Raw genomic sequence first — 13,314 nt, 5'->3', positions numbered from 1 at the left:
TTCTATTGGTTTTATGATTTGGAATTTCCTTTTAATCTCTGGGACATATAATTTCCTTTTTCCTCAAAGTAAGCAGAACTCCCCGATGAGGAGGACATGCTCTGAGACATTCTGCCCGGGGCATCTCCCATGACATCCATCACCATTGCATTTCCTTGTATGGTTCTGTTATCTCCTGCACTGGCAGTGCTGTAAAACAGGTTGGTTGCTCTTTGAGAAAGGGCATCACCCCCTGCGGCGTGCACAATGTAATTGGCCACCGAGGGTACGGTGAAATAACCAATAATGCCGATGATTATAAAAATAAGGTAAGCCATATCGGTCCTGCTAAAAAAAGTATCCCCGCCTTGATTGACCTGCGCAATATCAAGCTTTAGCATCTGCTCCTGTATCTTGCCTATAATACTTCCAAAAATATTGGCCACGGGAAGCCACAAATAAATATTGATATAACGCGCCAGCCAAATGGTCAGAGTATGCTGAAAGCCATCAAATACAGCAATTCCAAATACCAAAGGCCCCAGTATAGATAATACCACCAGCTGAAAGGTGCGAAGGGTATCAATGCAGAGCGCTGCCGCTTCAAAGAGGACGTACAAAACCTCGCTCATCCATTCCTTTACCGAATTTCTAAAATTGTACGAGGCTTTTTCCATGGCAAATTTCACATCATTTCCAATACCAGCAATGACCCCTTCATCGGCAGGATCCCCGCCATGGGTGGTATACCTATACCACTGCTCGCGATTACCCGCTCCTGTCTCCCCCACATACATTTTCCAGGGGTCGGTTTGCTTGATGGCTTTTTCTTTCTCTTTTAAAAGAACTTCAATGGCTTTATTGGATCCTTCTACCATCGCGGAGGTGGCAGTGACTGTAGGCTTCATCACCCCGTTGATAAGGCCAAGAACCGATGGGAAAATCATAATACAAAAGCCAATGACAAAGGGCCGGAAAAGCGGATAAAAATCTATGGCCTCGGCCCTTGCGATATGCTTCCAGACGCGCGCGGCGATATACCAAATGGCGGCAAAACCTGCAATTCCCTGCCCTGTTGCCATAAGGTTACTGCAAAGGGGCATCATCTCATCGTAGAGCTGCTCGAGTATCTGGTGCAACCCTTTTGAATTACCCCTTGCCCCTTGCGCCTGCAGGGTAAAGGACACCATAAATGCTCCCAGTATAAAGCAACTCCTTTTACTGAATTTCAACATATAGATTACTTATTGGTTTTTAAGGCCCTGGATTGCGCGGGCTGTACTGATATCATTAGATTCCCTAGCCCTTTGGATGACCAGCACATTGGAAGAGGCATTAAAATTTCTCATAAAAAGCAGTTTATCTTGCATCTGAGCATAGATCCTATCAATGGCCTGCAGCCTTTCATCATCGGACATCCTGAGCGTGTTAGCGCTGAGGATCATCAAGAGTTCATCGAGATTTCTAAGGCTCTGGCCCAGCAAATTCTCATACACTTTTTCAAAGTAAGTGATCTCTTGGGGTGTAAAACTCCTACTTTTGCTGTAGCGAACAAAAGCTGCCTTACTTTCCTTTACCAGCAGGACCTGGAATGTGATAATATCCCCAACTTTTTTGTAATTTCTCACCAGAGGACTCACCTGAAAAAGCGCATCTAAAAACCTCTTATGCAAGGTGAAATTTCCCTGGGAGAGATCCCTTACCGCGTTGTAGCCCCCTGATAAAATATCATAGCCTTTTTTCATGTCTTTAAGGATCCCTTTGAACTGGCTTAGCTTTTCAATATTTAAAACAAGCTGCTGGATCTCCTGAGACTGAGCCTGGGCTTTTACAGGCAATAAGATTGTTATTGCCAGAGTTATTTGTAGAATTAGTTTTCTCATCCTATCAATTTTATAATCCATTTAAAGTGCGGCTCCAAATAATATTATTTCTCTGCTTGGCTTTCCACAAAGCAAGCATCTTGGCCTGGTGACTAAAGGCCAAAGAGAACTCATAATCAGATACCATCGTTGCGTATAGCGCATCGATACGCTCCAGGCGCTCATCATCTTTCATCTCCAGCTTGTCATTACCGCTAAGCCGTAAAAGCGCATCCAGGGTACTGTTGCAATTCTCAAACAAACCCTCAAAGGATCTTTGTATAAAATCAATTTCATCGCCATGAAAAAGATCATCCTGTCTCAAGCCCCTTAGCGTATTATTGGAAATTTTAATGATCCTTAACTGCAGTGCTATAATTTCTGCCACCCTGGAATATTTTTTTATCTTGGGGTTTATTTTCTTTAGCGAGGCCAAATAATCACCATGCAGGCTCACTTCTCCTTTTTTGAGATCACCTATGAAATTCAGCCCTTTTCTGGCAACATTGTATCCTTTTTTAGCATAATCCATATACACCTGAAGAGCCGCGATCTGCAATAGCAATTCCTTGCGCCACTTGGCCTGAGCCTGCAGGTTTTGAAAAGAAACTCCCACCAGTACGACTACTACAACTAACTTTTTCATGATTTACCTCTATTAGGGAACTGCGTAAAACTCCTTGACTTTATTTACATCATTACTCGCTCTGGCCCTTTGAAGGCGCAGCATCATATTTTGCCTATTGAATAGCATCAGGCTATCATAATTATCATCGATCCGATCAGCGGCATTGTTGATAATCTCAAGCCTTTTAAGATCGCTCATCTGGGTGGTAAAAGAATCCAGTACCAAAAAAATCTGATCGATGTTCTGAGCACTTTCCCCTAAAATGCCTGAGTATATCCCTTGCATATAATCCAGCTCTGAGGCATTAAAATGATTATCCTGCCTAATGAGGTACCAGGCCCTTTCATACTCGGAGATTAGCCTGGTCTCTTTGGCGGTGATTTCTTTAATGCGCTTGTAATAGGTAATGGCTGATTTTACCCTCATAAGCTCCTGATAGTAGTCCTTATAGAGATCACGCTGTTTTTGGGTCCATTCTGAGATCTGTTCTAGTTTTAATTTAGATAGGATATTCTCAATTTGTTTTTGCGCGTTTTGAAGCCAGATAGTTTTGTTCTGGAGTCGCTGTATCCTCAGATCAATGGCCTTGATCACTTTTTTGGTAACGGCTTTTACTATTTCCAGGATGGGAAGCGCCACAATATTACTGGAGGCTCGCACCGGGCTGCTTACTAAAAATAGACACAGCAGCCCCATAATTATTTTTGAGCTTGTTTTCATTTTTTCTTTATTTGATTTGGTTTCTCATCTCTTGGGCCAGCGCGGCGATGCCTCTTTTAATATCACCCCCGAATTTTCTGGCATACTGCTGCACCTTTACTTTTTCAGGCTCCTCGGTTGTATAGCAATAATACTCTTCAAGCGACACTTCAGTTCGAAATACTTTCGATATAATGCCCCCTAATGATATGAAAACCTCCTTATACTTTTTATCGGGATCATTACTCTTGTTCACCGAGAGCACCAGTGCCTTTGCTTTGTCAGTGAGTCCCAAAAGCTCCTGAATCTGCTCGAATTTATTTTGGTACTTGCTCTGGTCCAGCAGTATAATGCAATCACTGCTATTGATAATGGCCTGCTTGACTATGGGAGAAGAGATAATATCTTCCACCTCCTGAGTCACCACAATGGCCTCGCCAAAGAATTTGCGAACGGTCTTAAAAAGATATCGTATATATTCGGCCATACCCTCGCGGGCAATGGCCTTCCATGCCTCCTCAATTAGAATCATCTTGCGCACACCTTTGAGTTTTCTCATCTTGCTGATAAATACCTCCATGATAATAATGGTCACCACGGGAAAAAGAATCGGATGGTCTTTAATGTTATCCAGTTCAAAGACAATGAGCCTTTCTTTTAAAAGGTCCAGATTCTCTGTGGCATTTAATAGATAATCAAACTCGCCTGCTTTGTAATAGGGACGCAGCACATAGAGAAAGTTATTGACATCAAAATCCTTGTCCTTTACCTTGTCGCTTTCCAGAATCGGCACAAAATCCTCTTTCAGGAATTCATAAAAACTATTAAAACAGGGAAATATCTCAGTGTTTTTCTCCAGTTTCTCATAGTAGAGCTGTAGGGAATTAGACAGGGCCACATACTCACTCCTGTTGAAAGTCTCATCATCTTTTTTCCACAGCGCCAAAAGCAGGGTTTTAATACTTTCTTTTTTCTCGGTATCCAGGCTATCTCCATCGCCTATATAAAAAGGATTAAACCGGATGGGATTATGCTCATCATAGGTAAAATAATACCCGCCCACCATATCACACAGTCCCTTGTAGCTGTGCCCGACATCCACCAGAACAATATGGGTTCCTTGCTCATAATAGCTCCGGACCATATGATTGGTAAAAAAGGATTTGCCGCTTCCCGAAGGCCCCAATATGAACTTATTGCGATTGGTACAGATGCCCATTTTCATGGGCTCATCACTAATATCCACATGCACGGGTTTTCCTGTCTGTCGGTCTCCAAGTCTTATCCCTACAGGACTAAGCGAGGAGCGGTAGGAGGTTTCCATACTCAGAAAACAAGCAGCCTGTTCAATGAAGGTGTCAAAGGTATCATTCATGGGGAAATCTGCCTCATTACCGGGTATTCCAGCCCAATATATCTGGGGTGCCCCAACAGTTTCCTGCTTGGCGGCCGCATCCATCTGGGCCAGGGCTGATATGACTTTGTTTTTGACTTCCTTGAGCTCTTCTTTATCTGTAGACCAGGCCAGTACATTAAAATGCGCCTTTACCGGGAGCCTTTGCTGGGCAATAGCCTCGTTTAAAAAATCATTGGTGGCATCCCGCGCTATCATGTTCTCACGGCTATAGGCCGATAGGGATTGCAGGCGCAGTCTTTTGCTCTCGAGTTTCTGAATGGTTCTCTGGGCATCCTCTATAAAAATGTACTGGTTATAGATATGATTGCACGATAAGAGCTGGCCAAGGGTTGAGGCAAAACCCACACTGAATTTTGTTTTATCGCTGCAATAGCGGTCAAAATTGATTCTCGAGCCGCAAAGGGCAGGAAGATCAGCGGCATCCCCCAGGGTAAAGAGCTGGCAATGCTTGTCTCCGACCTCAAGGCCCTTGTCAAACTTCACATCCTGATAGACAAAGGAATCTGCATCCTGGGATAAAAAACAATACTGTTCAACAAGGCCCATTTTTCTGCTCTGGCTCTTAAGGGCATTATTATCCAGACGCGTGAGCTTTACAAACCCACTGTCCTCCATAATGCGTTTGAACTGGCCTGCGCTATCCATAAAATCCTCAAGGAGCTCAAAGCTCAGGGTCTCCTGGGGCACTATGGAATGCCTGATAAGGTTTGAAAACAGGGAACTCGAAGTTTTCCTTCCCAGAGGCTTTTTGGTAAGCATAATATAACAGGAGTGATCCAAAAAAGGGCGCCCGTTAAAGAATCGCTCACTGGATCTACTTAGAAAACTACTGTCCTCTTTTGTAAAGTCAGCCTTGTAATTACTCTCTAAAAACCAGTCCTGCTTGTGAAAAACACAAAATTTTGGAAGCACTTTCAGGGCCTTTATCCACGACTGATGGAAGGCTTCATATTCCTGGTCCGAGAGGGTGAAAATCTCTGGGAGTTCCACCTTAAATACAATAGTTATATCTCCATGCTTTGATACTATACAATCATGCTCCACGTCCATAATGGGCAGCACATCCTCCATCTTTCTCTCCATCCCTTCTCATTTTTAACATCAACTCTTTACGACTATCACATTATAAAAACTCCCCTGCTTTGCAGCTTTATAACTTTTGGAATTTGTTTTCTAGCCAAGGCTTTCATCATACCGTACTGACCAAAGCGATTGCTCATACGGTAGATCTGAAAGACAAGAAATCCTCCAGAGCTTCCAATAAAACCAACACAGATAACAGAAGGAAGCCCAATAATAAAAAGCACTGCAAAAAGGATCATTAGCCCTACCACTCCTGCCCCCAGATACCAGATGTACTGTGCCTTGAGTCCTTTGAAGTGAATGCTCTGGTTGATTCCCTTATTGATTGGGTATACACTGTTCATCTCTTTTGCTGCATTTAATAAGCTCTGGCCTAAACCCCGAAAAAGGATTTAATGACCGTGGCTACTACCACCAAAAACACGCAGCTTCCAAACCAGGCCGCTGCCACTTTTCCCGTATCGGGATCCCCGGCATTCCATTTCTGATAGACCTTCACAGCCCCAATTAGTCCCAGTATGGCTCCCACAGCGTACATGAGTTCTGTTCCGGCATCAAAATAGCTTCTGACTTTTTGGTTGGCCTCATTTATTCCTGCCACACCGTCCTGGGCTCTGGCACTGAAATGAAAAACAAACAACATTACAAACAGGCAAAGTGCCATTGCCTTTTTTCTTTCAATTCTTTTTAATTTCCAATTGTACTTTTCCATCTCGCATCATTTAAGTTTTGGATAATCACTTGTTAAAAAAGCGGAGGAATACCGCCGTTGCATAACTCTATTTCCTGTCACATTATGCCATACCGCACCAGAGAGAACAGGGAATATTCCTCCACTGTGTCTTATTTAAATACTCTCTTCCCAAAGGACATCCACCTGAGAAAGAGTCAAAAGCAGCGCTGGGTAGCTCGCAGAGCTCTTCACTATTATAGCATTGATATTCTCTCTAAGGGTAGAGATCCTCACAAAGGGATACTCACTTAGCAGTAATTTGAGATAATTTTGGAATTCTTCCAGTGAGAGATTTCGCTCTGCGCTCTCCTTAATTGCGCCTTGAATCCTCCCGGATAGTTCCTCGGCGTCAGCCAAGGTATCAAAAGATTCTTTGTATGAGTGCAATTCTTTGTTTTCAACGCTGCTGCCTTTTTGAAGATGGACAGCTAATTTTTTTTCCGGATTGCTTTTAAGACTCAGAGACTGTAGGCTTTTCTCACCGCTTAAAATTGCTCTTAGATCAGGATAATAGCATCTGAATCCTAAAATCAAATACCAGATCAGTAAGAGGATACTAACGGCAATTATATAATTGCCCCATGAGATATTGGTAAACATATCTTTTTCATTTAATCGTTCCACATCTTCTTTCTCTCTATGTAAATCATATAAGATATATGATTTATTCTATAGACCAAAGGAACAAATGCAATATAAATACTACAAGTACAACTTTGTCTTGTACTTTTTTGTACCTTGGATTCGACGCTGAGATCTTTATTTGCTGAAATAGCTAAGCTTACCCAATACCCGTGGAATTCTATTTGTAAATAGTCAAAAAAAGGAAAGCCCCCCTTTTTTATCTCATATCTATAATGGGACGCAAATTGCCCAACAAGGAACTATCATACTTTAGGTAGGTAACATCCCCAGATGATAATTTTTCATATTCCACCTGAAATCCTTTTACGGTTTCAGAACCGCTTGATTGCAAATAGTCAATAAATTCTGATGCCGAGGTTAAATCGGTAAAAAATAATTTTATGTGCTGTCCATAATAATTCAAATATAGTCTTGGAGCATCTCCAGGATTTTGGGGATCAGTAATTATGGAATACAATTTTGGAAGAAGTTCATGTTGTGTAATTAGTTTAACATCCAACTCAGTTACCTTTCTATCTTTTACTTGATAAAAATTAATCTTATCATCAAATTCTCCTATGGAATTCTCTCCAGATTCAATATCACGATAAAGGTAGGTGAAGCTCAGCTTACCTGTAACATCTTTTCCAAAAGGATTCGGAAGGGTCAAATAAACTTTATTAATTAATATCTTCGAGGGGTCTGTAGTAAAGGTATTGTCTTTGAACAATCCTTTGAATTTTAAAATAGGTACCGAATAATTGTTTACCGTTTTAAATATAATCTCCAAATTGATATTATCATCAAGATCCTTATTGGGAACACCGTTCTGCATCAAGGAAATCTCTTTTCTATTGAGTGATCCCTTTGAAATAATAACAGTATTGCTAAGAGCCATAGCTTCGGCAATTGTACGGCTGTTAGTGTAACTTGCTCCAAGAGTTGACGTGTTGGAACTGGTAGTGCCATTAACATCTGTATTGGTTCCGTTATTACCCGTTGTAACATTAGTGCTATTAACAGCTCCTGTACCTAGTATATTAACTCCCGCATTTAAAGTAAATCCAGTAGTTTTATCCAATGAAACACTACCATAGTCAATAGTATAAAACTTAGTGGAGAGTTGTCCAAAACCGCTGAACTCAACAAGGGTATTATCGTCCAGGGTAAGCCACATGACCAGTTTAGCAATACGCCCATGGGCAGCCTGTTTGTTATTTACTACAATCTCAACTTTCTTTGAAAATTCGATTCGTTTAAAATCTACAGGTATATCAGCACTTGGAGCTGATTCTAATAATGTTGGTATTCCCTTTAGTAATTCAGGTAATTCTTTGGATTTAGAATTAACTGCCTCGATAAAAGCCTTTTGCCCCTTATCGCTAAGGGTAAATACATTGCGTTTTGTCGCCTCACCAGTGCTTGCGTTATACAAATTGGCATCAGGGACATTATTTAATTTGACCTCTACAAACTTATTTTCAAGGTTATCAGTAATTGTGTTTTCAGAGAGTATTTTTTTCTGATAACGGGCTAATTTTGTTTGGGCCATTCCTATTATAGGAATCAGCAATAAGAGTAAAAATATCTTTTTCATAATTTACATTATTTGATACGAATTAATTTTCCTTTACCTACAGCCCCTGTTATTGCATTACGGATCGCAACTTCTCCAAGATCGCTCAGTATAGGGCATGATCCTATGGTTTTGATATCGGTATACCCAATAGGGTTTTCAGTTGGAGGCTGGGTAAAATTTCTTGACAATATCTTCCATGCTCCTGCCTGCTCATGGATCACTACTATATAAACCGATTCAAGATCAAGTATCTCTAAATCAAATTCCGCGGAACTAAAAGCCTTCAGTTTTGATATTTCACTAATAGGATCTAATGGAGAATTCAGAAAATACTTTCTGCGTTTCTCCTTGTAGCTCGCGGGATTAAAATGAGATTGGGTCCAACTACCATCCTCGGCCAGATAACCGCTGCTTTTATTTTTGTCTTTATCGGAATTATCGAATTTTCTTTTAAGATATCTCACATAATGATGATCAAAGATTCGCATAAACTCCCCAAAGTAAATATCTGCCACCCGGGTATCACCCACTATTACTAACATGTTCTCATCGTTGGATCTTTGAGAGGGTTTACTAAAGTTAGCCGAACCGGTAACCACAATGGGATTATCACCCAGTGGATCCACAAGCATAAACTTATTGTGGATGTAATCATTGCTATTAAGGGGATTATCACTGAGCTCACTCAAGAAATTGGGCCAATTATTTTCTGTAAAACTGCTCCCCGATGCAAATATAACATCACGGTCGTTTCCTATAATTTCATTTTTACCCAGATCATCATCTTTTACAAGATAACGAAGCACGTCACTTTCTTTTTGTATCACTCTTTGGAAAGTCTCATCAAGATTAAAGGCAATAGTAAAGCAAATTATTTCTCTGGCGCTATCCATCAGGGAGGCATACCAATCCAGGGTGGTATTTTCATCTTTTTGATCCCTTGGGCTAAAAATAGGAATGATAGTTCCTGGCTCTAATGGAAGCTTGGGAAGCGCAAACATGGCTTTATGCTTTTGGCGTAAATCTTTAACGCTCATGTTTTTACTTAAAGATTTCCAATAATCTTCATAAGCTTCTGCTACAGCCTTATCACGCACAATATGCCCCACATTGGAATGTCCAAATATCCCCCCGGGGGATATATTCACAGAACCGGTCCAAACCGCAATAGGTTGTTTCTTATACAAAAGAACTATAAACTTATTATGGCGTATACCCTCGGTAACAGTTCTTGGAAAAGCATTTTGACTGTTTTGTAAACCGGCAAGTTTTAAATTCTCATAGTTTTCTTCCTTATAAGAACTCTCGGCATCATAGACAATTTTAACATCAGCCCCCGTCGTGGCTGCAGCGGCCAAAGCTTTAGCCACAGGCTGATAGTGGAATTCATAAAAAGCGGCATACAATGCAAAATTTTCATTTTTCGCTTCAGCGATAAAATCAATAAGAGCCTCAAATAAACCACGCGAGAGCCATTTCATTTCTTTAGAATAAGGCTCCTTGGCATTAGGCTTTTGATTGCCAAATTCTCTGGCATAGGCCTGGGAACCAATTACGCCCCTATTGAAATAAATATCATGACTGGTATTGGCTGTTAATTTATTCTCTTCTCCTGTTACTCTCTCGGTTAGTACGCTAATTTCCAAAGCATTGCTCTCATCGAGTGTAAGCAGTTTTGGTTTCCCGTAGCAAGCCACAATACGATAAGTGTAGTGATGGTTTTCTTTTGCTGTATAGTCTGACCACTGAAAGGATTGATAGGGATGCTCGGCGGTAGAAACCGGAGTGCCCACTGGCAGCCCTTTATCTTTCTGCTCAAAGCGCTTAAGACCTTTCATCCAGTATTTCTCCAGAACTTCACCTTTTTTTAATTCCGATCTCTCAATGGCAAATCCTAAGAGATTAGTTCTATCAAATGAATCAGGATCAATAAAATCCCATGCTAGTATCACTACATAGGTCCCTGCTATGGCACGAGCTTTTAGCACATCGTTGTTAACAATTTTTGTTCTCATATGAAAATATTTGTTTTTGGCAGCATTAAAATTAACACAATTAAACTTTTAAATCACTAAGTATAAATACCTGTATTTAACTAACAAACAGAAACTTAACAATTTAAAAACAAAATAATATTGATGGGCAGCTATGGCTGTTTCATAGAGATTGAGAAAACCAAAAAAGAAGTGATTGGGATGTAAGACAGCCAAATATTTAAATTATACTTTTTAGATAAGCAATCCAATTCTTTTGAAGTCTTTTTAATACTTTTGAAACTATCGTTTTGAATAATTTAAAATGATATTCAGCAACACTATTTTAAAATTTTAAATAGTTTTCTTTAACCCATAAAATCAAATTATGAATACTATTTTTGGAGAACAGGGAGAATGTCTAATTGGAATTGAAAAAAGTGACTATTATTCTTTAGAGCATCCTGTTCAGTTGGCCGAATATTGCATAATTGTAATTCATAAAGGAGATGGTATTTACCATGCCGATTTCACTTCCTTTAATTTCTCTGGGCCCATAATCCTCTTCTCTACCCCTTTGCAAAGCATTTACATTGAAAATTGTAAAAATATTGAGTACACTATTGTCAAATTTCACGGTGATTTTTATTGTATTGAAGCCCATAGAGACGAGGTAGCCTGCAATGGTTTGCTTTTCAACAACATCTATTTGGAGCCCTCTTTAAGTCTTTCACAGCAACAACATGAAGATTTTCATAAGGTTTTAAATCATTTACAAGAAGAACTAAAGGATCCTAATTCTTCCCCAATGATTCTAAAATCATATTTGCAGGTTATTTTGGCCAAATGCAGTACGGCTAAATTAAGAACCATGGAAAAGCAAGATCTAACGCTGGCTAAAGATCAACAAATGGAGCAATTTAGAGTATTGCTAGACCAAAAATATTTAACACTTCATAAACCCAATCATTATGCTGAGATACTTGGCATTTCTGCCAATACACTGACCAAAAAAAGTATTAAATATTTTGGCAAGACCCCCTCGCAGCTAATTCAAGACCGATTAATCCTGGAGGCTAAAAAAAAGCTGCACCTCACCACCTTAAGCATTAAGGAAATTGCGTACGAATTGCAATTTAGTGACGAGTATTACTTTAGCCGCTTTTTCAAAAAACACACCCAGATCTCCCCACAGGTTTTTAGAAACAAAGGGGGCATTTCTCAAGTGGCATATTTGTCCAAGTAATATCCCTTTTCGTCCATTTTATAGACTGGCAATCGACTATAACTTTGCTTAAAATTAAATAATTAAAAAAAAAGCAAATGTTACAATTTTTAGCAAACGCGCAACAAGAGTTTATCAATTCCATGAGAATTGCTATTGCCATAGTGATGATCTGGATAGGTGGACTTAAAGCCTTTCAATACGAAGCTGACGGTATCGTCCCCTTTGTGGCAAATAGTCCTTTAATGAGTTTCTTTTATAGTAAAGAAGCCCCTGAGTACAAAGAATACAAAAACCTTGAAGGCCAAGAAATAAACAAAAACATCGCTTGGCACCAAGAAAATGGCACGTATGTTTTTGCAATCGGACTCGGGATTGTTATTGTGGGCATTGGGTTTATGAACTTACTTGGAATTTATTTCAACAAAATAGGTCTGATAGCAGGGCTGTTAACTTTTGGAATGTCCCTAGTAACGCTCTCTTTCCTAATTACCACCCCTGAGGTTTATGTGCCTAATTTAGGTGGTGACTTTCAGACAGTAAATCACGGATTCCCATTTCTTTCTGCCGGTGGAAGATTAGTCATTAAAGATATCATTATGATGGCTGCCGGTCTGGTTGCTGCATCTGATTCCGCGCGAAGAATATTAAACAAAAAAGTAAAAAACAAAAATTAATTCTGTACTTATAGGATAAAAACAATTTCAGTTCCTGCAAGGATCAATTAAATACAACTTCTCAGTATATACTGTATACTATTGAACTAAAATGGGGGAAATCCCTATTCTTTATGCCGCTATTGGTTATTGATTATCCCCTTTAAAAGCCGTGATAGACAGTGAGTCAAAACTAGCTTAGGTACACCTTGTCCTAAAAGACAGTATTATATACAATTGACGATGACCATCACTCAAATTAGATTCTGGTAACAATTCTTAATACTTTATTAATTCAAGCCTTGCAGTATTCTTACCATTTTTATCACAAGAGTATAATCTTGGACAGTAGCCATATAGTAATCTTCCACAAGTAATCTTACAAATTCAATAAATCAATACTTTTTTAGTGATCCAATACTAAATAGGCAAGTATTAATACACATGATGATTTAGGTCGATTATTAGTCAATAATCTCAAAACGATATTATTGGATATCATCCATCATCCAGCTAGTCCCTACTTCTTTTGTTCGTTTCTTCATTTTTGCGTCAGCAAAATGAATTAAATTTAGAAACCAATGCCAGATTGGTGCATGATCAACTTTAACTCCGATCATTTTTACTATCTATTCAACATCTCAAAAACTTAAAGCAAAGTTAAGTTTGAAATATACTACCTGAAGCATTATGATTTTTGGATAACAATGATCTTTGATATTCGTTTTTTTGACGTATTTAAAGCTATAGAGATAAAATTTATTTTTGCTCTGTAAAAAACAAATCGCATGCCAAAGAAATCTGAATTACATTAAGACACTGCTTAACAATTAAATAAAAATAAAAAAAACAGTTA

13 protein-coding genes are annotated in these 13,314 nt (G+C 39.4%); 2 read left to right on the top strand and 11 right to left on the bottom strand.

What is annotated here, in order from left to right:
* Window positions 1–11: 11 nt before the first annotated feature.
* The 10 genes from traJ to GIY83_RS05495 all read right to left on the bottom strand — a co-directional run bounded on the left by traJ (window position 12) and on the right by GIY83_RS05495 (window position 10,619).
* Window positions 12–1,214 (bottom strand): conjugative transposon protein TraJ, encoded by a 1,203-nt coding sequence (gene traJ / locus GIY83_RS05540; protein WP_208685484.1) that lies wholly within the window; start codon window positions 1,212–1,214, stop codon window positions 12–14.
* A 9-nt stretch (window positions 1,215–1,223) separates the two neighbouring features.
* On the bottom strand, window positions 1,224–1,862 hold the full coding sequence (locus tag GIY83_RS05535) for a TerB family tellurite resistance protein (protein ID WP_208685481.1): 639 nt from the start codon (window positions 1,860–1,862) through the stop codon (window positions 1,224–1,226).
* A 10-nt stretch (window positions 1,863–1,872) separates the two neighbouring features.
* Entirely contained in the window at window positions 1,873–2,487 is a 615-nt protein-coding gene (locus GIY83_RS05530) for a hypothetical protein (protein ID WP_194619517.1), read from the bottom strand.
* Between the two features lie 12 nt (window positions 2,488–2,499).
* The gene (locus tag GIY83_RS05525; RefSeq protein WP_208685478.1) at window positions 2,500–3,189 is read right to left on the bottom strand and encodes a conjugal transfer protein TraI; all 690 of its coding nucleotides are present in this window, start codon (window positions 3,187–3,189) and stop codon (window positions 2,500–2,502) included.
* Window positions 3,190–3,196: 7 nt separating this feature from the next.
* Window positions 3,197–5,668, bottom strand: coding sequence for a TraG family conjugative transposon ATPase (locus GIY83_RS05520; protein WP_208685475.1), 2,472 nt, complete (start codon window positions 5,666–5,668; stop codon window positions 3,197–3,199).
* Window positions 5,669–5,703: 35 nt separating this feature from the next.
* Window positions 5,704–6,012, bottom strand: a complete 309-nt coding sequence (locus GIY83_RS05515) for a DUF4133 domain-containing protein (protein WP_194619523.1) — start codon at window positions 6,010–6,012, stop codon at window positions 5,704–5,706.
* A gap of 29 nt (window positions 6,013–6,041) precedes the next feature.
* Window positions 6,042–6,332 (bottom strand): DUF4134 domain-containing protein, encoded by a 291-nt coding sequence (locus GIY83_RS05510; protein ID WP_228520600.1) that lies wholly within the window; start codon window positions 6,330–6,332, stop codon window positions 6,042–6,044.
* 183 nt (window positions 6,333–6,515) lie between these two features.
* A complete protein-coding gene (locus tag GIY83_RS05505; RefSeq protein WP_208685472.1) occupies window positions 6,516–7,001 on the bottom strand; it encodes a hypothetical protein in 486 nt (161 codons plus the stop codon).
* 241 nt (window positions 7,002–7,242) lie between these two features.
* Window positions 7,243–8,622: a hypothetical protein gene (locus GIY83_RS05500; protein WP_208685469.1), complete on the bottom strand. Its 1,380-nt coding sequence runs from the start codon at window positions 8,620–8,622 to the stop codon at window positions 7,243–7,245.
* 8 nt (window positions 8,623–8,630) lie between these two features.
* Complete coding sequence (locus tag GIY83_RS05495; protein ID WP_208685466.1) at window positions 8,631–10,619, bottom strand: phospholipase D-like domain-containing protein; 1,989 nt, start codon at window positions 10,617–10,619, stop codon at window positions 8,631–8,633.
* Between the two features lie 346 nt (window positions 10,620–10,965).
* Between GIY83_RS05495 and GIY83_RS05490 the strand changes: the two genes are divergently transcribed.
* Both GIY83_RS05490 and GIY83_RS05485 read left to right on the top strand, forming a co-directional pair.
* A complete protein-coding gene (locus GIY83_RS05490) occupies window positions 10,966–11,823 on the top strand; it encodes an AraC family transcriptional regulator (protein WP_208685464.1) in 858 nt (285 codons plus the stop codon).
* 77 nt (window positions 11,824–11,900) lie between these two features.
* Complete coding sequence (locus GIY83_RS05485; protein ID WP_208685461.1) at window positions 11,901–12,479, top strand: DUF417 family protein; 579 nt, start codon at window positions 11,901–11,903, stop codon at window positions 12,477–12,479.
* Between the two features lie 467 nt (window positions 12,480–12,946).
* On the opposite strand, the gene GIY83_RS25085 is transcribed toward GIY83_RS05485, so the two are convergent.
* Window positions 12,947–13,078 carry a hypothetical protein gene (locus GIY83_RS25085; protein ID WP_255474394.1) on the bottom strand — a complete coding sequence of 44 codons (132 nt, stop codon included), beginning with the start codon at window positions 13,076–13,078 and terminating at the stop codon, window positions 12,947–12,949.
* Between the last annotated feature and the right edge of the window lie 236 nt (window positions 13,079–13,314).

Origin of the sequence: Flavobacterium sp. SLB02, from assembly GCF_009664855.1 — a bacterium.
Lineage (GTDB): Bacteria > Bacteroidota > Bacteroidia > Flavobacteriales > Flavobacteriaceae > Flavobacterium.
Note: the sequence above shows the minus strand (reverse complement) of the source record. Positions and strands in the feature narration are given on the sequence as shown.